The 22,149-nt window shown below is 73.5% G+C and carries 21 protein-coding genes; 13 read left to right on the top strand and 8 right to left on the bottom strand.

Annotation, left to right across the window (positions count from 1 at the left end; translation table 11 throughout):
* Nucleotides 1-24: 24 nt before the first annotated feature.
* The 4 genes from ACYVKZ_RS00355 to ACYVKZ_RS00340 all read right to left on the bottom strand — a co-directional run bounded on the left by ACYVKZ_RS00355 (nucleotide 25) and on the right by ACYVKZ_RS00340 (nucleotide 4,454).
* The gene (locus ACYVKZ_RS00355; RefSeq protein ID WP_460990005.1) at nucleotides 25-858 is read right to left on the bottom strand and encodes an amino acid-binding protein; all 834 of its coding nucleotides are present in this window, start codon (nucleotides 856-858) and stop codon (nucleotides 25-27) included.
* Nucleotides 859-990: 132 nt separating this feature from the next.
* Nucleotides 991-2,184 carry a cation:proton antiporter gene (locus ACYVKZ_RS00350; RefSeq protein ID WP_460990004.1) on the bottom strand — a complete coding sequence of 398 codons (1,194 nt, stop codon included), beginning with the start codon at nucleotides 2,182-2,184 and terminating at the stop codon, nucleotides 991-993.
* A 6-nt stretch (nucleotides 2,185-2,190) separates the two neighbouring features.
* Entirely contained in the window at nucleotides 2,191-2,673 is a 483-nt protein-coding gene (locus ACYVKZ_RS00345; protein ID WP_066500560.1) for a cation:proton antiporter regulatory subunit, read from the bottom strand.
* A gap of 401 nt (nucleotides 2,674-3,074) precedes the next feature.
* Nucleotides 3,075-4,454, bottom strand: a complete 1,380-nt coding sequence (locus ACYVKZ_RS00340; RefSeq protein ID WP_460990003.1) for an MFS transporter — start codon at nucleotides 4,452-4,454, stop codon at nucleotides 3,075-3,077.
* A 116-nt stretch (nucleotides 4,455-4,570) separates the two neighbouring features.
* On the opposite strand from ACYVKZ_RS00340, the gene ACYVKZ_RS00335 reads away from it, so the two are divergent.
* The 6 genes from ACYVKZ_RS00335 to mnhG are packed head-to-tail and all read left to right on the top strand — an operon-like array spanning nucleotide 4,571 to nucleotide 10,949.
* Nucleotides 4,571-7,621 carry a Na+/H+ antiporter subunit A gene (locus tag ACYVKZ_RS00335; RefSeq protein ID WP_460990001.1) on the top strand — a complete coding sequence of 1,017 codons (3,051 nt, stop codon included), beginning with the start codon at nucleotides 4,571-4,573 and terminating at the stop codon, nucleotides 7,619-7,621.
* On the top strand, nucleotides 7,618-8,124 hold the full coding sequence (locus tag ACYVKZ_RS00330) for a Na(+)/H(+) antiporter subunit C (RefSeq protein WP_460989999.1): 507 nt from the start codon (nucleotides 7,618-7,620) through the stop codon (nucleotides 8,122-8,124). The genes ACYVKZ_RS00335 and ACYVKZ_RS00330 overlap by 4 nt, the downstream gene beginning before the upstream one ends.
* Nucleotides 8,121-9,695 carry a Na+/H+ antiporter subunit D gene (locus tag ACYVKZ_RS00325; RefSeq protein WP_307005368.1) on the top strand — a complete coding sequence of 525 codons (1,575 nt, stop codon included), beginning with the start codon at nucleotides 8,121-8,123 and terminating at the stop codon, nucleotides 9,693-9,695. The genes ACYVKZ_RS00330 and ACYVKZ_RS00325 overlap by 4 nt, the downstream gene beginning before the upstream one ends.
* A complete protein-coding gene (locus ACYVKZ_RS00320) occupies nucleotides 9,692-10,279 on the top strand; it encodes a Na+/H+ antiporter subunit E (protein WP_460989997.1) in 588 nt (195 codons plus the stop codon). Before ACYVKZ_RS00325 ends, ACYVKZ_RS00320 begins: the two co-directional genes overlap by 4 nt.
* A gap of 17 nt (nucleotides 10,280-10,296) precedes the next feature.
* Entirely contained in the window at nucleotides 10,297-10,563 is a 267-nt protein-coding gene (locus tag ACYVKZ_RS00315; RefSeq protein WP_307005458.1) for a monovalent cation/H+ antiporter complex subunit F, read from the top strand.
* On the top strand, nucleotides 10,560-10,949 hold the full coding sequence (gene mnhG, locus ACYVKZ_RS00310) for a monovalent cation/H(+) antiporter subunit G (RefSeq protein ID WP_460989995.1): 390 nt from the start codon (nucleotides 10,560-10,562) through the stop codon (nucleotides 10,947-10,949). The genes ACYVKZ_RS00315 and mnhG overlap by 4 nt, the downstream gene beginning before the upstream one ends.
* A 307-nt stretch (nucleotides 10,950-11,256) precedes the next feature.
* On the opposite strand, the gene ACYVKZ_RS00305 is transcribed toward mnhG, so the two are convergent.
* Nucleotides 11,257-11,517, bottom strand: a complete 261-nt coding sequence (locus tag ACYVKZ_RS00305; RefSeq protein WP_307005362.1) for a DUF4235 domain-containing protein — start codon at nucleotides 11,515-11,517, stop codon at nucleotides 11,257-11,259.
* 270 nt (nucleotides 11,518-11,787) lie between these two features.
* Here ACYVKZ_RS00305 and ACYVKZ_RS00300 point away from each other — a divergent pair, with 270 nt between their 5' ends.
* From ACYVKZ_RS00300 to ACYVKZ_RS00270, 7 genes are all read left to right on the top strand, one after another.
* Nucleotides 11,788-12,393 (top strand): ECF transporter S component, encoded by a 606-nt coding sequence (locus ACYVKZ_RS00300; RefSeq protein ID WP_460989993.1) that lies wholly within the window; start codon nucleotides 11,788-11,790, stop codon nucleotides 12,391-12,393.
* A gap of 2 nt (nucleotides 12,394-12,395) precedes the next feature.
* Entirely contained in the window at nucleotides 12,396-13,928 is a 1,533-nt protein-coding gene (locus ACYVKZ_RS00295; protein WP_460989991.1) for an ABC transporter ATP-binding protein, read from the top strand.
* A complete protein-coding gene (locus tag ACYVKZ_RS00290; protein WP_460989990.1) occupies nucleotides 13,925-14,740 on the top strand; it encodes an energy-coupling factor transporter transmembrane component T family protein in 816 nt (271 codons plus the stop codon). Before ACYVKZ_RS00295 ends, ACYVKZ_RS00290 begins: the two co-directional genes overlap by 4 nt.
* Before the next feature lie 147 nt (nucleotides 14,741-14,887).
* On the top strand, nucleotides 14,888-15,295 hold the full coding sequence (locus ACYVKZ_RS00285; RefSeq protein WP_460989988.1) for a VOC family protein: 408 nt from the start codon (nucleotides 14,888-14,890) through the stop codon (nucleotides 15,293-15,295).
* Between the two features lie 117 nt (nucleotides 15,296-15,412).
* Nucleotides 15,413-16,954: a UDP-N-acetylglucosamine 1-carboxyvinyltransferase gene (locus ACYVKZ_RS00280; RefSeq protein ID WP_460989986.1), complete on the top strand. Its 1,542-nt coding sequence runs from the start codon at nucleotides 15,413-15,415 to the stop codon at nucleotides 16,952-16,954.
* A gap of 88 nt (nucleotides 16,955-17,042) precedes the next feature.
* On the top strand, nucleotides 17,043-18,086 hold the full coding sequence (locus ACYVKZ_RS00275; RefSeq protein ID WP_460989984.1) for an NADPH:quinone reductase: 1,044 nt from the start codon (nucleotides 17,043-17,045) through the stop codon (nucleotides 18,084-18,086).
* A gap of 8 nt (nucleotides 18,087-18,094) precedes the next feature.
* Nucleotides 18,095-19,219, top strand: coding sequence for a hypothetical protein (locus tag ACYVKZ_RS00270; protein ID WP_460989982.1), 1,125 nt, complete (start codon nucleotides 18,095-18,097; stop codon nucleotides 19,217-19,219).
* A 9-nt stretch (nucleotides 19,220-19,228) separates the two neighbouring features.
* Here ACYVKZ_RS00270 and ACYVKZ_RS00265 read toward each other — a convergent pair whose 3' ends face one another.
* The 3 genes from ACYVKZ_RS00265 to ACYVKZ_RS00255 are packed head-to-tail and all read right to left on the bottom strand — an operon-like array spanning nucleotide 19,229 to nucleotide 22,148.
* Nucleotides 19,229-19,720, bottom strand: coding sequence for a glutathione peroxidase (locus tag ACYVKZ_RS00265; RefSeq protein WP_460989981.1), 492 nt, complete (start codon nucleotides 19,718-19,720; stop codon nucleotides 19,229-19,231).
* 50 nt (nucleotides 19,721-19,770) lie between these two features.
* A complete protein-coding gene (locus ACYVKZ_RS00260; RefSeq protein WP_460989980.1) occupies nucleotides 19,771-21,015 on the bottom strand; it encodes an MFS transporter in 1,245 nt (414 codons plus the stop codon).
* Between the two features lie 50 nt (nucleotides 21,016-21,065).
* On the bottom strand, nucleotides 21,066-22,148 hold the full coding sequence (locus ACYVKZ_RS00255; protein ID WP_460989979.1) for a DUF2891 family protein: 1,083 nt from the start codon (nucleotides 22,146-22,148) through the stop codon (nucleotides 21,066-21,068).
* Between the last annotated feature and the right edge of the window lies 1 nt (nucleotide 22,149).

The raw sequence follows: 22,149 nt of genomic DNA, 5'->3' as shown, positions 1-22,149 counted from the left end.
GGGCCCGGTGGGGTGACCTCGCGCTCAGGGGGCCGTGCGCCGCCGCTCCACGACCTCGGCCAGCTCGGCGAGCCGGACCGCCCGTGCCTCCTCGGCCGGCGTGAACGGCACGCCCGGTCGGATGAGGACGAGCGGCGCGTCCCACGGCGTCGGCACCTTGAGCACGGTCCGGGCTGCGTGCCACGCGTCGGGCACCACGCGGTCGGCCGGGATGCGCTGGGCGGAGAGGAGCTCCGCGGCGGCGTACGGCAGCTCGGCGGGCGCGGCCGCGACCTGCGCGGCGAGCGAGAGCGCCCGCGTGGGCGCGTCGGCCAGCGCGAGCGGGGTGGTGGGCCAGACCCGCGGCCCCGCACCGCCGCCGTCGGTGAGCGCATCCAGGAGGTCGCCCTCGGTCAGTCCGCCGGGAGCCGAGAGGACGAGCTCGTCGACCACCCCGCCGCGCACCGGCTGGGCCTGGATCGAGAGGATGTTCGCGCCGAGCCCGGCCAGGGCGTGTGTGAGGTGCTCGAGCGCCCCGGGGGTGTCGGCCACCGTCGCGCGTGCGCGCCACAGTGCGGGCGCGACGTCGAGCTCGCGGCGCCGCCGCAGCGCCGGCGCGTGCAGCCACGAGCGGAACAGCCGCCGCACGCCGGGCTCCGCGACCCAGATGACCAGTGCCGTCGAGACCACCGCCAGCAGCACCACCTGCATGGCGAGCGGCCAGTGCGTGCCGACCAGGAGTGCATTGGCCCCGAGCTCGATCGGGAGCATCGCGGCGACGTTGGCCAGGAGCAGCCTCAGCTTGGGCGGCTCGGGGTACCGGCCGCACACGTCGCAGGCCAGCTCGGACGGAGGGGGCGTGTGCGTGAAGATGCTCATGCCCCCATCCAACGTGGGCGGTGTTTCGCCGCGGTTGCGGGGGCGTTTAAGTCCAGCGCCGGGTGGTCGCCGCGGGTGGGCGGCCCCGCCCGGGCGAGGGGCCGGCGTCGTGCGCCGGACCGGTGGGTGGGCTCAGGAGGACGCCTCGGCTGTGGCCTTGCGGGCGCCCGGGCGGCGGACCGCCTTGACGGCGGGCTCGACGAAGCGGGCCGCGAGGGGGCCGAGGACTGCCATGAGGAGCACGTAGGCGGTCGCGAGGGCGGCGAGCTCGCTGTTGACCGCGCCGGCGGTGACCGCGAGGCCGGCGATGACGATCGAGAACTCGCCGCGGGCGATGAGCGCCGCGCCGGCGCGCGCCCGGCCCGGTACGGCCACCCCGGCCCGCGCCGCCGCCCACCAGCCGGTGACGACCTTGGTCGCGGCGGTGGCGAGCGCGAGCAGGAGCGCCCAGCCGAGCACGGGCGGGATGGTGGCCGGATCAGTGTTCAGGCCGAAGGCCACGAAGAAGATCGCCGCGAAGAGGTCGCGGAGGGGCTCCAGCAGCCGGGAGGCGAGGTGCGCCGTCGTGCCCGAGATCGCGATGCCGAGCATGAACGCGCCCACGGCGGCGGAGACCTGCATCGCCGAGGCCAGGCCGGCCACGAGGAGGGCGAGGCCGAGGACATTGAGGAGGAAGACCTCCGAGTTCTCGCTGTGGACGGCCTTGGAGACGTGGTGCCCGTGCCGGAGCGCGACCATGAGGACCACGGTCACGACGACGAGGGAGATGCCCACGGTCTGCAGGCCGCCGAGGAAGCTGACGCCGGCGAGGGTCGCGGTGAGGATCGGCAGGTAGATGGCCATGGCGAGGTCCTCGAAGACGAGGATCGCCAAAATCGTGGGCGTCTCGCGGTTGCCGAGCCGGCCGAGGTCCGTGATGACCTTCGCGGCGATCCCCGAGGACGAGATGTACGTGACTCCGCCCATGACCAGGGCGCCGACGCCGCCCCAGCCGAGCAGCAGCGCGACCCCTGCGCCGGGCAGCGAGTTCAGCACGAGGTCCATCACGCCGGCCTGCCACGACGTCTTCAGCCCCGTGACGAGCTCCTGCGCCGTATATTCCAGCCCGAGCATGAGCAGCAGCAGGATGACGCCGATCTCGCCGGACAGGTGGGCGAACTCGCGCACGCCGCCCAGGTCGATGAGCCCGCCGGCCCCGAACACGAGGCCGCCCACGAGGTAGAAGGGGATCGGCGACATGCCGACCCGGCCGGCGAGGCGCGCCAGCAGTCCCAAGGCGAAGACGACCGCCCCCAGCTCGATCAGCGTCAGTGCGATGGGGTCCATCGCGGCTCAGCCGTTGCGGAGGATCTGCGCGGCCCGGTCGAGGCCCTCTTCGGTGCCGACGGCCACGATGAGGTCGCCGGTGCGGAGCACGACGTCGGGCCCCGGCGCCGCGAGCACCTCGCCCTCGCGCATGATCGCCACGATCGAGACGTTGGTGCGGGTGCGGACGGCGGCCTTGCCCATGGGCAGGTCGCGGTAGGGGGACTCGGCCGCGACGTGGAACTGGCGGGTGGAGATGCCCGGGACCTCGCGGTGCTCCTCGGTGAGCTGCATGACGATCCGCTGGCCGCCGAGAAGGTTGCCGAGGGTGGTGGCCTCGTCGGCCGTGAGGGGGATGCTCGCCTGGCACGTGTCCGGGTCGTCCCACGCGGAGACGATGAGCTCCGTCCCACCGTCGCGGTGCGTGACAACTCCGAGCCGGCGGCCCGACTGGGTCATGAAGTCCTTGCGGACCCCGAACCCGGGGAGGTCGGTCTCGTCAACGTTCATGGGTCAACTCTAGTGGCCAGGTGGCGCAGGGGATCGGGCGGGTTCGGGGTGGCCCGGGGGCGGGTGGGGCTGCCGGGGTTCGGGGACAGCACCGCGGGCGGCAGCGCCGTTTCCGCCCGGAAGTGCACGGTCCGCGGACTTCTGGGCGAGAAGTGGACCTCTGGTCACAGGACCGAGCGCCGCAGGTGCACTTCTCGCCGAGCAGTGCGCGTCGGGCGGCCTACGGAGCGAGAGGTGCACTTCTGCACGGACGGCCCTTGGGGGAGGCGCCTGCCAAGGTGAGCGGCCGGCGTCGTGCGCGGTGTCGTGGAGGGCGCGCCAGGGCCTCGCGCGCCCACGGGGTGACCTCGCATTCCCGCGGGTCGGCGCACAGCAAGGCCCCCGAACGGAGGTCGCAGCCGTCAGGCCTCGGGCACCACCGCGGTGGCCACGCGCGCCGGCGGCCGGACGGGCAGGAGCACGAGCAGCCCCGCGAGGAGGACCACCATGATGCCCGCGATGCCCCAGCGCTGGGCCTGCCCCGCGGGGACGAGGGGCGTGGCGATCGTGATGCACAGGCTGAAGAGGGTGGGCGCGAGGAAGCTCACGGCCCGGCCGGTCGTGGCGTAGAGGCCGAACAGTTCGCCGGCCTCGCCGTCGGGCGCCAGGCGCGCGAGGTACGCCCGCGCGGACGCCTGCGCCGGCCCCACGAACAGGCACAGGAACAGCCCGAAGATCCAGAAGGTCAGCGGCCCGGTCCACGTGAACCCGCCCACCGCATAGGCCCCGTTGCCGAGCGCGAGGATCGCCCCGGCCGCCACGAGCAGGCCCATGAGGGAGCCCATGATCACGCGCTTGGGCCCCACCACGTCGTCGAGCACGCCGCCGAGCAGCGCCCCGGCCGCGGCGACCACGTTGCCGAAGATCGCGAAGAAGATCACCTGGGAGAGGGAGAACCCGAACGTGCCGGCGGCGATGACCCCGCCGAACGTGAAGACCGCGGCGAGCCCGTCGCGGAAGACGGCGGAGGCGGCCAGGAAGTAGATCGTGTGCGGGCTCGTGGCCCAGATGGCCCGGATCCGCCGCCACAGCAGCCCGTAGGAGGCGAAGAACCCGAGGCGCGCGGCCGGCCGCCGCGGGACCTCGGGGACGGCGAACATGACCGGCAGCGAGAACGCGATGATCCACAGCATCGAGAAGACCGCCACGAGCCGGATGTTGAGCGAGTCCACGGTGGAGGCGCCGAACCAGTGGAAGGCGGGCTGGACGAACAGTGCCAGCACGGCCAGGAGCGCCACGATCCCGCCGAAGTACCCGGCGGACCAGCCGATCCCCGAGACGCGGCCGATTGTCGCGGGGCTCGCGATCTGCTCGAGCATCGCGTTGTAGTTGACGCCGGCGAGCTCGCTGAAGACGTGGCCGGCGGCGATGAGGGCCGCGCCGTACAGGAGGAAGTCGGGGCTCGGGAAAGCGAAGAAGCACAGCCCGGTCAGGAGCGCGACCACGCCCGTGTGGACGCCGAGCCAGAGCTTGCGGCGCCCGCCGGCGTCGGAGCGCTGCCCGGAGACGGGGGCGAGCAGCGCGATGCCGAGCCCGGCGACGCCGAGGCATGCGCCCAGCACCGCGGAGCCGTGGTCCTCGCCGCCGAAGGCCTTGGAGGTGAGGTAGACGGTGAAGACGAAGGTGGTCATGACGGCGTTGAAGGCCGCCGACCCCCAGTCCCATGCCGCCCAGGCCAGGACCTGCATCCGCCGCAGGGGCGTGGTGTGCCGTTCGAGTTCGGAGACGCCGGACGCCTGCATACCTGAACTCTAGCGGCCGGGTTCGGCGCGATTGATAGACTGGCCGCTCCGAACCCAACTGATGTGCCGCCACACCCAACGTCTGACAATTGAACCTTCAATAGAGCGGAGTCCCTGTGCTGCCAGTCCTCGCCCTGCACTTCACAGTGGCGGCTGGCGCGCCGTGGATCTTCCGGCGGATGGGGCAGGCGGCGTTCTTCCTCCTCGCGGCGGTCCCGGCCGGCTCGCTCGTCTGGCTCGCCTTCCAGGGGCCCGCGGCGTACGACGCCGGCCCGGTCGCCGCCGCCGTGCACGGCGCCTCCGCGGCGTCCCCCGCCCGCGGGATCGTGGAGTCCTGGGACTTCATCCCCACCCTGGGCGTCCAGGCGGCCTTCCGGATCGACCCGCTCGCGTGGGTGCTGTGCCTGCTCGTGCTCGGGGTGGGCGCGCTCGTCCTGCTCTACTGCGCCCGCTACTTCAAGCGCGACGACGCCGGCCTGGGCGGCTTCGGCGGCCAGATGCTCGCGTTCGCGGGGGCCATGTTCGGCCTCGTCACCGCGGACGACCTCATCGCCCTGTTCGTCTTCTGGGAGCTGACCACGGTCCTCTCCTACCTCCTCATCGGCTACGCGAACGTGCGCCTCTCGGCCCGCCGCTCGGCCCTGCAGGCCCTCGTGGTCACGACAGCCGGAGGCCTCGCGATGCTCGTGGGCCTCATCCTCCTGGGCGAGGCGGCCGGCACCTACCGCGTCTCGGCGCTGCTCGAGAAGGCGCCCGCCCTCGCGGCCGATCCGACCACGGCCGTGCCCGTCGCGGTGGGCGCGGTGCTCACCCTCGCGGGCGCGCTGAGCAAGTCGGCCCTCGTGCCGTTCCACTTCTGGCTCCCCGCGGCGATGGCGGCCCCCACCCCCGTCTCGGCCTACCTGCACGCCGCGGCGATGGTCAAGGCCGGCGTGTACCTCGTGGCCCGGCTCGCCCCGGCCCTCGCCGCGACCCCGTACTGGCAGCCGGTGGTCCTCGGCTTCGGCCTGGCGACCATGCTGCTGGGCGGGTACCGCTCGCTGCGCCAGCACGACATCAAGCTCATCCTCGCGTTCGGCACCGTGAGCCAGCTCGGGTTCATGATCGCGGTCGTGGGCCTCGGCACCCCCGAGGCCGCGCTGGCCGGGCTCGCCATGGTCGTGGCCCATGCCCTCTTCAAGGCCGCCCTGTTCCTCGTGGTCGGCATCATCGACCACCAGACCGGCACCCGCGACCTGCGCCGCCTCTCGGGCGTGTTCCGCCGCTCCCGCGCCCTCGCCGTGGCCGGGACGCTCGCCGCCGCGTCGATGGCGGGACTGCCGCTGTTCGGCGGATTCGTGGCCAAGGAGGCCATCTTCGACGCCTTCGCCCACAGCCCCCTGCCGGCCGCCTGGGGGGCCGTCCTGCTCGTCGGCTTCGCCGTCGGCTCGGCGCTGACCGTCGCCTACAGCGCGCGGTTCGTGTGGGGCGCCTTCGCCCGCAAGCCGGGGGTGGCGGACACCCCCTTCACTCCGATCACGCCCCTGTTCGTGCTCTCCCCGGCGCTCCTCGCGCTCGCCGGCCTCGTGTACGGCCTGTGGCCCGCGCCGGTTGACGCGTGGGCCGGCCCGTACGCGGCCTCGGTGGCCGCAGGCGCCGCCGCCGCGCACGACGCCGGCGCCTCGCCCGCGCAGCTCCCCCACCTCGCCGCGTGGCACGGCCTCGGCCTGCCGCTGGCCCTCTCGGCGGCAGGGTGGGTCCTGGGGGCGGCCCTGTTCGCGGCGCGCGGCGCCGTGGGCCGCGCCCAGTCCCGCGCGAGCGTTCCCGTGGACGCCGAGCGCGGCTACCGGGCCCTCATCGGGGGGATCGACCAGGCCGCCATCTGGGTCACGGGCCGGACCCAGCGCGGCTCCCTGTTCTTCTACCTCGCCGTGATCCTCGGCGTGGCCGCCGCCGTGCCGCTCGCGGTCCTCCTGGCTGGCGGGGTGCCGCTGCCCCCGCCGGAGCGGGTCACGCTCGTGGACCCCGGCTCGCCGCTCATCCCCGTGGTCGCGGCAGCGATCGCCGTCGGCGCCCTCGCCGCGGTGCGGGCCAACAAGCGCTTCCTCGCGGTCCTCATGGTCTCGATCACCGGGTACGGGATCGCGCTCATCTTCGCGCTCCAGGGCGCTCCGGACCTGGCCGTGACGCAGCTGCTCGTCGAGACGATCGTGCTCGTCGCGTTCGTCCTGGGCCTGCGCAGCCTGCCTCCGCAGCTGCGGGACCGCACGGGCGGGCGGTACCGCGCGGTGCGCATTGCCATCGCCGCCGCGTTCGGCACCGCCATGGTGCTCGTGGGCCTCGCGGCCATGGGCGCCCGCGTCGCCGAGCCGATCTCGCTGAAGTTCCCGGACCTGGCCTACAGCGGCGGCGGCGGGCTCAACATCGTCAACGTGACGCTCGTTGACCTGCGGGCCTGGGACACGTTCGGGGAGATCTCGGTGCTGGCCCTCGCCGCGACCGGGATCGCGAGCCTGATCTTCATCCGCCACCGGGGACGGGCCCTCAGGGCCACCGCGGACGTGCCCACGGGCAGCATCGGCCGCGTGCGCGGCGTCGAGGCGCGGTCCCGCGGAGCGGCCGAGCTCGCCGTGGCCCGCACGTTCGCCACCGTGGAGCGCGACCCGTGGCTCGTGGCCGGGCGCACCCTCGCGCCCGAGCGCCGCTCCATCATCTTCGAGGTCGTCACCCGGCTCCTCTTCCACTCGATGATCGTGTTCTCCGTCTACCTGCTCCTGGCCGGGCACAACTTCCCCGGCGGCGGGTTCGCCGGCGGCCTCGTCGCCGGGCTCGCGCTCACCGTCCGGTACCTCGCCGGCGGCCGGTTCGAGCTGCACGAGGCGGCGCCGGCCAGCCCCGGCGCGGTGCTCGGGATCGGCCTCGCCACGGCGGCGCTCTCCGCTGCGGTGCCGCTCGCGGCCGGGGCGGAGGTCTTCCAGAGCGCCATCCTCCAGATCTGGCTCCCCGGCTTCGGCGACGTGAAGTTCGTGACCTCCACGATCTTCGACGTCGGGGTGTACCTCGTGGTCGTGGGGCTCGTGATCGATGTGCTGCGCAGCCTCGGCTCGGGCATCGACGAGCAGATCGAGGCCGCCGGGAAGGCCGAGGCCCGCCGGGCCCGGGGCGAGCGCGAGGAGGCGGCCCGGTGACCGTCAACCTCACCCTGGCCCTCCTCGCGGGGCTCCTCTTCGCGACCGGCATCTACCTGCTGCTCGAGCGCTCGCTCACCCGGGTGCTCCTGGGGCTCATGCTGCTGACCAACGGCGCCAACGTCCTGCTGCTGGCCACCGGCGGCGGCGCGGGCCTCGCCCCGCTGATCACCCAGGGCACGGCCCCTGCCTCGTACAACGACCCGCTTCCGCAGGCCCTCATCCTCACCTCGATCGTCATCTCGTTCGCCGTGACCGCGTTCCTGCTCGCGCTCGTCTACCGGACGTGGCAGCTGGGCCGCGCGGACGTCGTCGCGGACGACCTCGAGGACCGCCGCGTCGCGTCCCAGCCCAGCTGGGACGCGGAGGACGACGCCGACGTCCCCGACGATCCGTCCGAGTTCCCCAGCCCCGAGGCCGCGGCCGCCGCCGACCAGGCTGCCCTCGCCGCGCCCGATCCCCGGTCCCACGCCGCGCAACGGAAGGAGGCGGAGCGAGAGTGAACATCGCCAGCCTGGCGCCGCTCGCCGTCGTCCTCCCCATCTTCGGGGCCGCCCTCGCCTTCGTGCTCCTGCGCCAGGAGCGCGCCCAGCGCACCGTGACGATCTCCGTCCTCGCCCTCACGCTCGCGCTCGAGTGCGTGCTCCTCGCCTCTGTGTGGGACGGGGGAACCGCCGCGGTGACGATCGGCGGGTGGGCGCCCCCGTTCGGCATCACCATGGTGGTGGACCAGTTCTCCTCGCTCATGCTCGTCATCTCGACGACGGTGAGCCTCGCCGTGCTCGTCTACGCGACCGGGCAGGGCATGGCGGACGGGGACAAGGACGGGCCCATCTCGGTCTTCCACCCCAGCTACATGATCCTGGTCGCCGGGGTCTCCAACGCGTTCCTCGCCGGCGACCTGTTCAACCTCTACGTCGGCTTCGAGATCCTGCTGACCGCCAGCTACGTGCTCATGACCCTCGGCGGCACCGGGCCCCGGATCCGCGCGGGCGTCACCTATGTGGTGGTCAGCGTCGTGTCCTCGCTGCTGTTCCTCATCGCGATCGCCATGGTCTACGCCGCCACGGGCACGGTGAACATGGCCGACCTGGCGGTCAAGCTCGGCCAGCTCGACCCGGGGACCCAGACGCTCCTGCACGCGATGCTTCTGGTGGCGTTCGGGATCAAGGCTGCCGTGTTCCCGCTGTCCTTCTGGCTGCCGGACTCCTACCCGACCGCGCCGGCGCCCGTGACGGCGGTGTTCGCGGGCCTGCTGACCAAGGTCGGCGTGTACGCGATCATCCGGACCGAGACGCTGCTGTTCCCCGGGGACTCGCTCAACGCCCCGCTCATGGTCGTGGCCCTGGCCACCATGGTGGTGGGCATCCTCGGCGCGATCGCCCAGACCGACATCAAGAGGCTGCTGTCCTTCACCCTCGTCAGCCACATCGGCTACATGGTGTTCGGCGCGGCCCTGAGCTCGGTCCTGGGACTTGCCGCCGCGGTGTACTACGTGGTGCACCACATCACGGTGCAGACCTCGCTGTTCCTCGTGGCCGGGCTCGTGGAGCGCCGGGCCGGCTCGTCCTCGATCGACCGGCTCGGAGGCCTCGCGAAGCTCTCGCCCCTGCTGGCCCTGCTGTACTTCCTGCCCGCCATGAACCTCTCCGGCATCCCGCCGCTGTCCGGGTTCCTCGGCAAGCTGGGGCTCCTGCAGGCCGGCGTGGCCCAGGGGACGCCGCTCGCGCTCGTGCTCGTGGCCGCCGGCGTGGTGGTGAGCCTGCTGACGCTGCTGGCCATGGCCCGGGTGTGGAGCCGCGCCTTCTGGCGCCGGCCCGAGGACGCCGAGACGCCCGACCGCGCCCTCCTTGCCCCCGCTGCGGCCAACGCCCTGCCCAAGTCGATGGTCGGTGCGACGGCGGCGCTCGTCGTCGTCGGCCTCGCCCTCACCGTCTTCGCAGGCCCGCTGTTCCGGCTCAGCGCCCAGGCCGCCCAGGAGATGCTGGACCGCACCGGCTACATCTCCGCCGTCCTCGGCACCGACGCCGCCGCGGCCGCCCACGCCCAGACCACTCCGGGAGGCCGCCGATGAGCCGGACCAGGACCTCGCTGCGCACCGAGCTGCCCCTGCTCGCCTGGCTCGTGATCGTGTGGGGCGCCCTCTGGCAGGACTTCTCGCCGGGGAACCTGCTGTTCGGCGTGATCGTGGCGCTCGTCGTGACGCGCCTGTTCTACCTGCCGCCGGTGGAGCTGAGCGGCCGGTTCAACGTGCTGCACGCCGCGCGGTACGCGTTCGTGTTCGTGGGGCAGGTCATCGTGGCCAGCGCGCAGCTGCTCTGGCTCGCGGTCGCGAAGGGCCCGCGGGTGCGCAGCGCCGTGGTCGCCGTGCCGCTGCGCAGCCACGCGGACCTCATGGTCACCGCCACCGGCCACGTCATCTCCCTCGTCCCCGGCTCGCTCGTGGTCGACGTCGACCGTGCGAACGCCACCCTCTACGTGCACTACGTGAACGTCGAGGACGCGGCCGGCGCCGAGCGGGTCCGCCGCGAGGTGCTCGCCGCCGAGGCCGAGCTCATCCGCATCATGGGCACCAAGGAGGAACTCGCACTCGTGAACGAGGAGGCGCACCTGGACCGCATGCTCTCCGCCGAGAAGGGCGAGGGGGGCCTGCGATGACCGGGGCCGCCGCGCAGATCATGCCCGGGGTGCTCGTCATCTGCAGCGTGCTGCTGTCCCTCGCGGGGTTCGGCGCGATCCTGCGGATGATCAAGGGCCCTGCGCTCCTGGACCGCGTCCTCGCCGCCGACGTGCTCCTCGTGGTCGTGGCCAGCGCGCTGCTGCTCGACATGGCGGCCAACCGGCACACGAACCACCTCGCCCTCGTCGCGGGCATCACCCTGATCGGCTTCATCGGCTCGGTCACCGTGGCCCGCTTCGTGCAGGAGAGGAAGCGCCCATGAGCCCCGACGTCCTCGACACCGTCCTGACCTGGGTCGCCGCGGTGCTCATGGTGCTCGGATCGGCCCTGTCCCTCGGGGCGGCGATCGGGCTCCTGCGCTTCCCCGACCTGCTCACGCGCATGCACGCCGCGACCAAGCCGCAGGTGCTCGGGTCCCTCCTGCTGCTCACAGCAGTGGGGCTGCAGTGGCGGGCATGGTCCCTGGTACCGCTGCTCGCCGTCGCGTGGATCTTCCAGCTGCTCACCGCGCCCGTTTCGGCGCACATGGTCGGTCGGTCGGGCTACCGGACCAAGCACTACGACCGCTCGGACCTCTCCGTCGACGAGCTCGAGGACGTCGTGGCCCGGGTGGAGCGGGAGCACGGCACCGACGACGCCATCCCCTAGCCCCGCCCCTCCCCGTCTGAGGGTCACCCCAGCGGGTTGCGGCCGGCGGCCCGCGGGCGTTCTCGGCCACTGACGGCGCGCACAGCGGGAGGGGGGCCGGGCGCACGACGGCGAGTGCCGGCGTCGTGCGCGTCCCTCGCCTTCGGGGGCCTCGCCGCCGGCCGACGAAACCGACCGGTTTTCAGAAGGGCGCGGCCGCGACATGCCGCGTTTCCGGACGACACGCCGGAGAGCGGCGGCGAAAGCCGGTCGGAATCGCTCCCCAGACCTGACCCCCAGAACGTGACCTCCAGAAGGGGCCTGGGGCTCAGGTGAGCTCGGGGGTCTTCTTGAAGTTGGCGATGGCGCGCTGCGTGTAGCGCTGGGTGAGGGTCTGGATCACGGCGCCCACCCCGGCGGAGACGAGGGCGAACACGAGCGTGTCCCGCAGGCTCTCCTCGAGGTTGGTCGCGTCCTTGGGCGGCGCGTTCCCGGTGCTCTTCTCCCAGGCGAAATCGACGAGCTTCGTTGCCACGATGCCGGCGCCGATGCTGATGGCGGTCCCGAGGAGCTTGATGAGGATGCTCATGGTGGCCAGCCTAACGTGCGCAGGTCCGGCCGCCCGCAGTCCGGGCCGCCGCGGCGGGCGCAGCACGCCCCGGACCACGTAGACTGGGCGCACAAACGACAGGGGAGCGTCGCCCCCGGACCGGCACGGCAGCCGGGCGGGAGCACAGGGCGCTGAGAGTGCGGGACACCGCAGACCCTCGAACCTGCTCCGGCTAGTACCGGCGAAGGGAGTCGAGTTCTCAAGGCAGCCGCGGCTGCCCTCCCCTCCTGAGGCACAGGAGGACAACCAATGTCTGGAACCACCCGCAACGCATCCGCCAAGGCCACCTACAGCTGGCGGGTCGTCGACATCGTCGTGGCCGCGGTCGTCTCGGTGGCGTGCGGCGTCATCTTCTGGCTCTGGGATCAGGGCTATGTGGGCGTGCAGGCCGCCACGGCGGCCTTCGCGCCGCTCGGCGGCATCTACGCGGGCGGCTGGGTGATCGCCGGCGTGCTCGGCGGCCTGATCATCCGCAAGCCCGGGGCGGCGCTGTTCTGCGAGATCCTCGCGGCCGTGGTCGAGGCGCTGCTGGGCTCGCAGTTCGGCCTCGCCGTGCTGCTCTCCGGCCTGGTCCAGGGCGCCGGCGCCGAGGTGGCGTTCGCCGCCTTCCGCTACCGCCGCTGGAACCTCGGCGTCGCGCTGCTGGCCGGGGCCCTCTCGGGCCTCGCGCTCGGCGTCTCCGAGGTGATCATCTACTTCCCCGAGTGGGAGTTCGGCTGGCAGGCCGTGTACACGGTCCTCGCGGTCCTCTCCGGCGCGGTGATCGCGGGCCTGCTCAGCTGGCTCGCCGTGCGCGGGCTGGCCAGGACGGGGGCCCTCTCGGCGTTCGCCGCGGGCCGCGCCGCGGACGTCTGAGCATGGCGCACGGAGGCACGGGGCGGGGGCCCGCGGGCGTTGCCGCCAGGGGCTGGGGCTGGCGGCACGCGGGCCGGAAGGCCTTCGCCGTCAAGGACCTGGACCTGACGATCGCACCCGGGGAGCGGGTTCTGCTCCTCGGGGCCTCCGGGGCCGGCAAGTCAACCCTCCTGCACGCGCTCGCCGGCGTGCTCGGCGCGGCGGAAGAGGGCGAGGAGCTCGGCGCCCTCACGGTCGACGGCGTCCCCGCACCGCTCGCGCGCGGCCGCGCCGGCCTCGTGCTCCAGGACCCCGACGGGCAGATCGCCATGGCCCGGGTGGGCGACGAGGTCGCCTTCGGCTGCGAGAACCTCGCCGTGCCCCGGGAGGAGATCTGGCCCCGGGTCCACCGCGCCCTCGACGACGTGGGCCTCGCCGTGCCCCTCGACCACCCGACCTCCTCCCTCTCCGGCGGCCAGAAGCAGCGCCTCGCCCTCGCGGGCATCCTCGCGATGGAACCCGGCCTCGTGCTCCTGGACGAGCCCACCGCCAACCTCGACCCGGCCGGCGTCGAGGAGGTCCGCGAGGCCGTGCGCCGCAGCCTCGACCGCACCGGCGCAACCCTCGTGGTGGTGGAGCACCGGGTCGCGGTGTGGGCCGGCCTCGTGGACCGGGTCGTGGTGCTCGACGCCGCCGGCGGACTCCTCGCCGACGGCTCCCCGGACGCCGTGCTCGCCGATGCGGACGCACGACGCCGGCTGGCCGCCTCGGGAGTGTGGGTCCCGGGCTGGCACCCGCTCACCGGAGACGCCCCCGCCCAGCCGCTGCGTCCCCGGCCCGGGCCGGGAGCAGCGCCGCGCGAGCCGCTCCTCGTCGGGGAGGGCCTCGCCGTCGGGCGCGCGAGGAAGGCCCCGCCCGTGGTGACCGGGATCGACCTGGCCCTGCGCGCGGGGGAGTCGGTGAGCGTGACCGGCCCCAACGGCGCCGGGAAGTCCACGCTCGCCCTGACCCTCGCGGGCCTGCTCCCCGCCGCCGGGGGCCGGCTCGAGGCGCTCCCGGCGCTCGCCGGCACCGCGGGCCCGAGCCCGCAGCGGTGGCGCTCGAGCGAGCTCGTGAGCCGCATCGGCAGCGTCTTCCAGGAGCCCGAGCACCAGTTCCTCACCCCGCGGGTGATCGACGAGCTCGAGTTCGGGCCCCGCCGCGTGGCCCGGCTGGGCGAGGCCGAGGTGCGGGCCGCCGTCGACCCCCTCCTCGAGCGGCTCCGCCTGGGCGGGCTCGCCGGCGCCAACCCGTTCACGCTCTCGGGCGGGGAGAAGCGGCGCCTCTCGGTCGCGACGATGCTCGCCACCTCTCCCCGCATCCTGATGCTCGACGAGCCCACCTTCGGCCAGGACGCCCTCACATGGTCCGAGCTCGTGCGGCTGCTCGCCGAGCTCCTCGCCGCGGGGACCTCGCTGCTCGCCGTGACCCACGACGAGGACTTCACCGCCGCCCTCTCCGACTCCGTGTACCGGGTGGACGGCGGCCGCGCGGCCCGCGTGGGGGCGGCGGCATGAGCGCGGACATCCTCACCCCCGAGGTCGCCAACTCGGTGCTGGCCCGCGCCAACCCCGTCGCCAAGCTCGCCGCCGGTCTGTGCATCACCGTGGCGCTCCTGTTCAGCGTGGACCCCGTCTCCGCGTCCGTGGCGTTGGCGTTCGAGCTCGCCCTCGTGCCCCTGCTCGGCGTGCGCCCGGCAACCCTCGCCAGGCGCACGTGGCCGCTCGCCGTCGCGGCGGCCCTCGCGGCCTACTCGACGGCCCTCCTCGGCGCCAAGACCGGACCGGTCTGGGTCCACCTCGGTCCCGTGGTGATGACCGAGCACTCGGTCCTGGCCGGGGTGGCCATCGGGCTGCGCGGGCTCGCGATCGCCCTGCCCGGGGTGTTCCTCCTGTTCTCCACCGACCCCACGGACCTCGCCGACGGCCTCGCCCAGAAGCTGCGCCTCCCGAGCCGGTTCGTCCTCGGGGCCCTGGCCGGGATGCGCCTCGTGGGCCTGCTCGTGGACGAGTGGCGCACCCTCGGGCTGGCACGGCGGGCGCGCGGGGTCGGCAGCGGGCACAGCCCGGTGGCCCGGGCCCGGGCCTTCCTCGGCCAGGCGTTCGCCCTCCTCGTGCAGGCGATCCGGCGGGCCACCCGGCTTGCGGTCGCGATGGAGGCCCGTGGCTTCGGGGGCATCGTGGACGGGCGCCCGGCCCCGCGCACCTGGGCCCGCGAGTCCAGCTTCTCCCGCCTCGACGCGTGGGTGCTGGCGGCCGGGGCGGGCATCGCGGCGCTGGCCGTCGCTGCCGCCGTGGTGCTGGGCACGTGGAACGTGGTCTGGGGCTAGCGCCCTCCGGCGCACGACGGCGCGTCCCCGCCCGGGCGGGCCGGGTCACCTCGTGCGGGAGACGCCGTCGTGCGCTCTGGCGCGCCGCGAGCCGAACGTGCGATCGTGGCCGGGGGAGGAGCCGGCACCACTTTCAAGGAGCCCACGATGTTCCAGCCCACCGCCTCGTTCTCGAGCTTCAGCGTCGACGACGTCGAGAAGGCCCGGGCCTTCTACGGCGGCACCCTCGGCTTCGACGTGGCCGACCAGATGGGCGGCCTGCTCGTCACCGTCCCCGGCGGCCAGACCGTGTTCGCCTACCCCAAGCCGGACCACACCCCCGCGACGTTCACCGTGCTCAACTTCGAGGTCGCGGACCTGGACGCCGCGATCGCCGAGATCGAGGGGCTCGGGCTGCACCTCGAGCACTACCCGAGCACCCCCGAGATGCCCGTGGACGGACGGGGTGTACTGAGCGATCCAGACAGCGGCATGGGAATTGCTTGGTTCACGGACCCGGCGGGTAACGTGCTCTCGGTCGTCAGCCGAGGGGATGCCGCGGCCGGTCGCCCCTGAGCACGCGACACGCCGTTATCTCACGGAACGAGGATAAGTGCCGGTCTAGACCTCCAAAACGCCCGGGTTGACCGCCGATTTGCCTCGCTGTATAGCAGCTGTGATATTTTCAACCGCATGGCACAACAGACTGCTGAAACCGTCGGCGTCCTCCTGCGCGAGGTCCGCTCCCACCGGGGCTGGACCCAGGGACAGCTCGCCTCCGAACTGGGGACCAGCCAGAGCGCCGTGGCGCGCATGGAGCAGGGCAAGCAGAACCTCAGCCTGAAGATGATCCAGCGGATCGAGGACATCCTCGGCCAGCGGATCGTCAACATCGGCGCTCCCAAGATGACCCACCTGCGGGTCGAGGGCGGGCACCGGCTCTCCGGCGCCGTGGACGTCAACACGTCCAAGAACGCGGGCGTGGCCCTCCTGTGCGCCTCCCTCATCAACCGCGGCACCACCACCCTGCGCAACCTCGCCCGGATCGAGGAGGTCAACCGGATCGTCGAGGTGCTGACCTCGATCGGCGTCGAGTGCACCTGGCTCCCCAGCGAGGACCGCGAGCAGGCCCGCGACCTCCTGATCCGCCGCCCCGCCACCCTCAACCTCGACGGGATGGACGTCGAGGCCGCGCGGCGCACCCGCAGCGTCATCATGCTCCTCGGCCCCCTCCTCGACGAGCGCAGCGAGTACCGGCTGCCGTACGCGGGCGGCTGCGACCTCGGCACCCGCACCGTCGAGCCGCACATGCAGGCCCTGCGCGAGTTCGGACTCGCCGTCGAGGCCACCGCCGGCTTCTACACGGTCCGCGCCCCCGAGGCCGACCGCGCCGACCGCACCTTCGTCCTCACCGAGCGCGGCGACACCGTCACCGAGAACGCCATCATGGCCGCCGCGCACCGCGAGGGCGTGACCGTGATCCGCAACGCCAGCCCGAACTACATGGTCCAGGACCTGTGCTTCTACCTGCAGGCGCTCGGCGTGACGATCGACGGCGTCGGCACCACTACCCTGCGGATCCGCGGCAGGGCGCGCATCGACGCGGACATCGACTACTGGCCCAGCGAGGACCCGATCGAGGCGATGAGCCTCATCACCGCCGCGATCGTGACCAACTCCGAGGTCACCGTGCGCCGCGTTCCGATCGAATTCATGGAGATCGAGCTCGCGACCCTCGCCTCGATGGGCCAGAAGCTCGCGGTCTCCGGCGAGTACATGGCCCGCAACGGCCACACCCGCCTCGTGGACGTGACCGTGCTCCCCTCCACGCTCCACGCCCCGACGGACAAGATCCACCCGATGCCGTTCCCGGGCCTGAACATCGACAACCTGCCGTTCTTCGCGGTCATCGCCGCGAACGCGACCGGCCAGACGATGATCCACGACTGGGTCTACGAGAACCGGGCCATCTACCTCACCGAGCTCAACCGGCTCGGCGCCCACGTCCAGCTGCTCGACCCGCACCGCATCTACGTCAACGGCCCGACCAAGTGGCGCGCCGCCGAGGTGGGCTGCCCGCCCGCGCTGCGGCCCGCGGCCTGCATCCTCCTGGCCATGCTCGCCGCCCGCGGCACGAGCGAGCTGCGCAACATCTACGTGATCGAGCGCGGCTACCAGGACCTCGCCGAGCGGCTCAACTCGATCGGCGCCAAGATCGAGTACTTCCAGGACTGACCCCACCCCGTCTGGAGGTGACCTTCAGGAGGTGACCTCCAGACGGTCGGGGGTGGGGCGCCGCCGGGGCATGGGGCAGGATGGGCCCATGGTTGAGAACGACAGCACCACCTACCGCGCGGTCCAGTACAACGCGACCGGCCCCTCCTCCGTCCTGGCCCTGCGCGAGCGCGAGCTCACCGAGCCCGGCGAGGGCCAGATCCGCGTCCGGATCGCCCTCGCCGGCGTGAACCCCACCGACTGGAAGGCCCGCGCCGGCGGCACGTACCCCGGCAGCCTCGACGGCTGGCACGTGCCGGGCCAGGATGCGGCGGGGACGGTCGACGCGGTCGGGCCGGGTGCCTCGGGCCTCGAACCGGGGCAGCGGGTCTGGCTCTGGGACGTCGCCTACGGCGGCGCCGAGGGCACCGCGCAGGAGTACGTCAACGTCCCCGCCGCGCACGCCCAGCCGCTGCCGGACGCCGAGTCCTTCGAGACGGGCGCATCCCTCGGCATCCCGGCCCTCACCGCCCACCGCGCGCTCACGGCGAGCGAGCACGGCCCCTCCCGGCTCGCCCCCGGCGCCCTCGCCGGCAGGACAGTCCTCGTCACCGGCGGCGCGGGGGCGGTCGGCCATGCCGCGATCCAGCTCGCCCGCTGGGCTGGGGCCCAGATCGTCGCCACCGTGAGCAGCGAGGAGAAGGCGGCGCTCGCCCGGGCGGCGGGGGCCGGCGTCGTCCTCAACTACCGCGAGCAGGACGTCGCCACCGAGGTGCGGCGCGTGGCCCCCGGCGGCGCGGACCTGATCGTGGACGTCAACGCCGCCGCGAACATCGCCGCGGACCTCGACGCGCTCGCCCTCGGCGGCACCGTCGCCATCTACGCCGGCACGGGGGACGAGGCCGTCTCGGTCCCCGTCCGCGGTGCCATGGGCAAGAACGCGCGCCTGCAGTTCATCCTCACCTACACCGTCTCGGAGGGGCAGAAGCACGACGCCGTCGCCGCCGTCGGCGCCGCCGTCGCCGACGGTGCGCTGCGGGTCGGCGAGGAGCACGGACTGCCGCTGACGAGGTTCCCCCTCGCGGAGACCGCCGCCGCGCACGACGCCGTCGAAGCCGGCGCCGTGGGCAAGGTCCTCCTCGACATCGGCTAGGACGCCCCGTGCATGATGCGCTGGTCTGGGCAGGGTTCGCGGCGGGCGTCTGCCTGATTGTCGGGACGTCGATGAGCATCGTCGGAGCGCTCGTGGTTCCGAGGCGCGTCGACTCGTGGGTGACGGGGGCCCTCGATGCCCTGCTCGACCGGGCCTTCCTGCAGGCGCTCCGCGGCGTGCGGTCCTACGGCCGGCGCGACTTGATCCTCGGCTGGCAGTCCCCGCTGACCCTGGTGGCGCGCCTGGCCGTCTGGATGGCGATGCTCGTGCTCGGCTTCGCGCTCGTGATGCTGCCCGACACCGACGACCTCGGCGCGGCCCTCGAGGACGCCGGGTCCTCCCTCTTCACCCTCGGCTTCGCGGTCCCGCACGGCGGCGGCGGCCAGTTCGCCGCCTACCTCGCCGGCTTCGCCGGCATCGCGGTGATCGGCCTCCAGGTCGGCTACCTGCCGACCGTCTACGCCGCCTTCAACCGGCGCGAGACCGAGGTCACCCTCCTCGTCGCCCGGGCAGGGACCCCAGCCTGGGGGCCGGAGATCCTCGTGCGCACCCACTGGGGCACCGGCGGCGGCGACTCGGGCCCCGTCCTCGGCGACCTCTTCGTGCGGTGGGAGCGGTGGACCGCCGAGGTCGCCGAATCGCACACCACGTACACGGGGCTGCTCCGCCTGCGGTCGCCGAGGACCGACTCCCACTGGCTCACGTCCCTGATCGCCGTGATGGATGCCGCCGCCCTCCACCTCGCGCTCGCCCCGGGCGCAGACCCGAAGATCACCGCACGGCTCATGCTCCGCATGGGCTTCGAGACCCTCGCCGACATGGCCAGGGCCATGAAGCTGACCGTCCCCGACCTCGCCGAGATCTCCGTCGATCCGATGGCGATCTCGATCACGTTCGACGACTTCGCCCGCGCTGCCGAGACCCTCCGCTCGGTCGGCTACCCGGTCACGGAGACCGACGAGGACGCGTGGCCGCACTTCGTGGGATGGCGGCAGAACTACGACCGCATGGCGCTCGCGCTGTGCCGCGAGCTCGACGCTCCGCCGGCCCTGTGGACCGGCCCCCGGAGGTGGCCGTCGCAGCCGACTCCGCCCCGCCGGCCCAAGCTGGGGCAGCCGCGCCAGCAGAAGTGACGGTGCCGGTCAGCCTGCGGTCTCGGGGAGCGCGCCCTCGATGAGGCCCACGATCGCCGGATCGTCGGGCCGGATCTGGGGGCGGAAGCGGTGCACCGCGCCGTCGGGCAGCACGAGGAACTTCTCGAAGTTCCACTGCACGCGCCCGGCCCGGCCCGCGGCGTCCGGTGCCTTGGTCAGCTCGCGGTAGAGCGGGTGCTGCCCGCGGCCGTTCACCCAGGCCTTGGCCAGCATCGGGAACGTCACGCCCCAGGTGGCGGAGCAGTACTCGGCGATGCGCCCCTCGTCCCGGTACTCCTGCAGGAACTGGTTGCTGGGCACGCCGAGCACCGTGAAGCCGCGTGCGCCGTACCGCCGCTGGAGCTCCTCGAGCTGCTCGTACTGCGGGGCGAGCCCGCAGCGGCTCGCCACGTTGACCACGAGCCGGACCTTGCCCGCCCACTCGCCGAACGTCGTGGTGCGCCCGTCCAGCAGGGCGACCTCGATGGCGTCGAGTTCCATCCTCGTCCTCCCTCTCCCACGGGGGACAACGAACATCGCCGCTTCCGGGTTCACCCGGACCGGCGGCGGATGACGAGCGCGAGGAGCCCGGCCGCCGTGACGGTCCCGAAGCCGATGATCGTCGCCGCGATCCCGAACGCGTCCGCGCCCCAGCCCAGCAGCGTGGCGCCGATCGGGGTGCTGCCGGCCATGAGCAGCACGAACAGGCTCATGACCCGGCCGCGCAGCCTGTCCGGCACCGCACGCTGCAGCGTGCTGTTGGCGGTGGTCGTGTAGACGGTGCCGCTGACCCCCGCGAGGACCATGAGGGCCACGCTCACCGGATACGAGCGGGAGACCCCTAGGGCCACGAGCACGACGGCGAGCACGGCCGCCGCGGCGACCATCCGGCGTCGGCCGCCGACCCCCAGCACGATCAGCCCGGCTCCGGCCAGGAGCGAGCCGGCCCCGAACGCCCCCATGAGCGCGCCGAAGCCGTCCGCGCCGACTCCGAGCAGGTCCTGGGCGATGAGCGGGCCCGCCACGGGCCAGTTGAACCCGAAGGTGCCCACCACGGCCAGGGAGGCGAGGACGAAGAGCACCGCCGGGGTGCGGAAGGTGTAGACGAGGCCCTCACGCAGGGCCCGGCGGCCCGGGCGCTCGCCGGTCGGCGGATGCAGCGCGGCGCCGCGCAGGAGCAGGAGGGCGGCCAGGGAAGCCAGGAAGCTCGCGGCGTTGAGGAGGAACACGGCCGCGGCGGAGGACTGTGCCAGGACGAGGCCGCCCAGGGCGGAGCCGACCATGCGGGTGCCGTTGAACTGGATGCTGTTCATGGTGACCGCGTCCGGCAGCAGGGCGCGGCCCACGAGCTCGGGCAGGAAGGCCTGCTGCGTCGGGTTGTTGAACGCGTTGGAGAGCCCGAGGACGAACGCCATCACCGCGAGCACCCAGATCCGCGGCGTCCCCGCCAGGGCCACTGCGCCCAGGACTACCGCCTGCAGCGCCGCGAGGCCCTGCGTGGCCAGCAGCAGGCGGCGTTTGGGCACCCTGTCGGCCAGGACGCCGGCCGGGAGCGTGAAGAGCATCATCGGCAGGAACTGCAGCATGGTCACGGTGCCGAGCACGCCGGGGGAGTGGCTGATCTGGAGCACGAGCCAGGCCATGGCCACGGTCTGCATCCAGGTCCCCGTGCCCGAGACGAGCTGTCCGGTCCAGAACAGGGCGAAGTTCGGCACGCGCAGGACGCGCACCATGTCCTCGGGCCGGCGGCGCGCTGGGGGCGGGGCCTGCCAGCCGTTCGTCTCGGGCCCGCTCACGCTCGCATCCTACGGCCGGGCGCCGGCAGTGCGCCCGGCACAGCAGCGGGTCAGGCGGGCTCGTGCTCCCCGAGCGCCTCGATCGACTCGGCCGCGTCCCACGCGAAGCTCGCGAGCCAGTGGGTGGACATGAAGTCCCCGCTGTCCAGCCCCCTGAGCCCGGCGGCGAAGAGGGGCTGCACCGCGGCGGCGAGCACCGGCTCCGGCGAGCCCGCGGCGGCGGGCGAGCCGGCGGCGTCGTGCGCGTCCCGGAGGGCGGCGACGATGCGGGCGAGCTGCCCCGCGCGGCTCAGGTTCAGGCCGTGCAGGTGGACCATGTAGCCGTCGGTCTCGTCGGCCACGCCGACGGGTGCGAGCATGCGGGAGCCGGCGCCGAGGTCGGGGAGGAACCAGCCCAGCCACGCGGCGAACTCCTCGGGGGCCAGGACGCGGGCCATGAGGTCCGCCTCGGACAGCCCCGCGGAGAGGAAGTCCTGTCCGGACAGCTCCCACTCGGTGGCCCAGCCGGCGTCGTCGGCGAACCAGCGGCGGGCGGCGGCCTCGCAGGCCCGGGTCGCGTCGGTGCGGCCCAGCGACCGGAAGGCGTCGACCATCCACGCGAGGCCGAACGCGGAGTTCGTGTGGAGGCCGTGCCGGACGGGGTACTCGGCGGTGCCGAGCCACGCGGCGGCGAGTTCCGCGACCGTGTCCACGCAGCCGGCGAGGTTCTCGCCCCAGCCGCGCAGCCCGGCGTCGTCCGAGCCGGAGCAGGCCGCGGCGAGGCGCACGAGCCATGCCCACCCGTACGGCCGCTCCCACGAGGGGTTCGCGGCCAGGTAGGCGGCCTCGACCGCGAGCTTCTCCGCGGTGAGGTTCTCGCCGAGGGCGGCGCGCAGCTCGGCGGCGGTCTCCTCCGACAGTGCGCCGGAGTCCAGCACGCTCACCCCGAGCCAGTGCATGTGCACGCACGAGTGCCAGTCGAAGGACGTGCCGAACGCCGGGTGCAGCTCGTGCGGCATGGCCGTGTCCTCGGCCGAGCGCCGCACGTGGTGCGCCGCGTACGGGTAGGGGCGGCCCAGGTTGTCCAGGACGATCTCGGCGCACCGCCGTGCGGCGTCGGGGAACGTGGCCGAGGGGAAGTGCTCGTGGTCCATG

Source organism: Sinomonas soli, from assembly GCF_054782415.1.
Note: the sequence above shows the minus strand (reverse complement) of the source record. Positions and strands in the feature narration are given on the sequence as shown.

Bases quoted from the DNA above. Each gene is read 5' to 3' on its own strand.
- ACYVKZ_RS00340 (WP_460990003.1), bottom strand. From the start codon at position 4,454: ATGCAGGCGTCCGGCGTCTCCGAACTCGAACGGCACACCACGCCCCTG.
- ACYVKZ_RS00275 (WP_460989984.1), top strand. From the start codon at position 17,043: ATGGTTGAGAACGACAGCACCACCTACCGCGCGGTCCAGTACAACGCG.
- ACYVKZ_RS00295 (WP_460989991.1), top strand. From the start codon at position 12,396: ATGGCGCACGGAGGCACGGGGCGGGGGCCCGCGGGCGTTGCCGCCAGG.
- ACYVKZ_RS00305 (WP_307005362.1), bottom strand. From the start codon at position 11,517: ATGAGCATCCTCATCAAGCTCCTCGGGACCGCCATCAGCATCGGCGCC.
- ACYVKZ_RS00320 (WP_460989997.1), top strand. From the start codon at position 9,692: ATGAGCCGGACCAGGACCTCGCTGCGCACCGAGCTGCCCCTGCTCGCC.
- ACYVKZ_RS00300 (WP_460989993.1), top strand. From the start codon at position 11,788: ATGTCTGGAACCACCCGCAACGCATCCGCCAAGGCCACCTACAGCTGG.
- mnhG (WP_460989995.1), top strand. From the start codon at position 10,560: ATGAGCCCCGACGTCCTCGACACCGTCCTGACCTGGGTCGCCGCGGTG.
- ACYVKZ_RS00255 (WP_460989979.1), bottom strand. From the start codon at position 22,148: ATGGACCACGAGCACTTCCCCTCGGCCACGTTCCCCGACGCCGCACGG.
- ACYVKZ_RS00280 (WP_460989986.1), top strand. From the start codon at position 15,413: ATGGCACAACAGACTGCTGAAACCGTCGGCGTCCTCCTGCGCGAGGTC.
- ACYVKZ_RS00350 (WP_460990004.1), bottom strand. From the start codon at position 2,184: ATGGACCCCATCGCACTGACGCTGATCGAGCTGGGGGCGGTCGTCTTC.
- ACYVKZ_RS00355 (WP_460990005.1), bottom strand. From the start codon at position 858: ATGAGCATCTTCACGCACACGCCCCCTCCGTCCGAGCTGGCCTGCGAC.
- ACYVKZ_RS00290 (WP_460989990.1), top strand. From the start codon at position 13,925: ATGAGCGCGGACATCCTCACCCCCGAGGTCGCCAACTCGGTGCTGGCC.
- ACYVKZ_RS00285 (WP_460989988.1), top strand. From the start codon at position 14,888: ATGTTCCAGCCCACCGCCTCGTTCTCGAGCTTCAGCGTCGACGACGTC.
- ACYVKZ_RS00345 (WP_066500560.1), bottom strand. From the start codon at position 2,673: ATGAACGTTGACGAGACCGACCTCCCCGGGTTCGGGGTCCGCAAGGAC.
- ACYVKZ_RS00265 (WP_460989981.1), bottom strand. From the start codon at position 19,720: ATGGAACTCGACGCCATCGAGGTCGCCCTGCTGGACGGGCGCACCACG.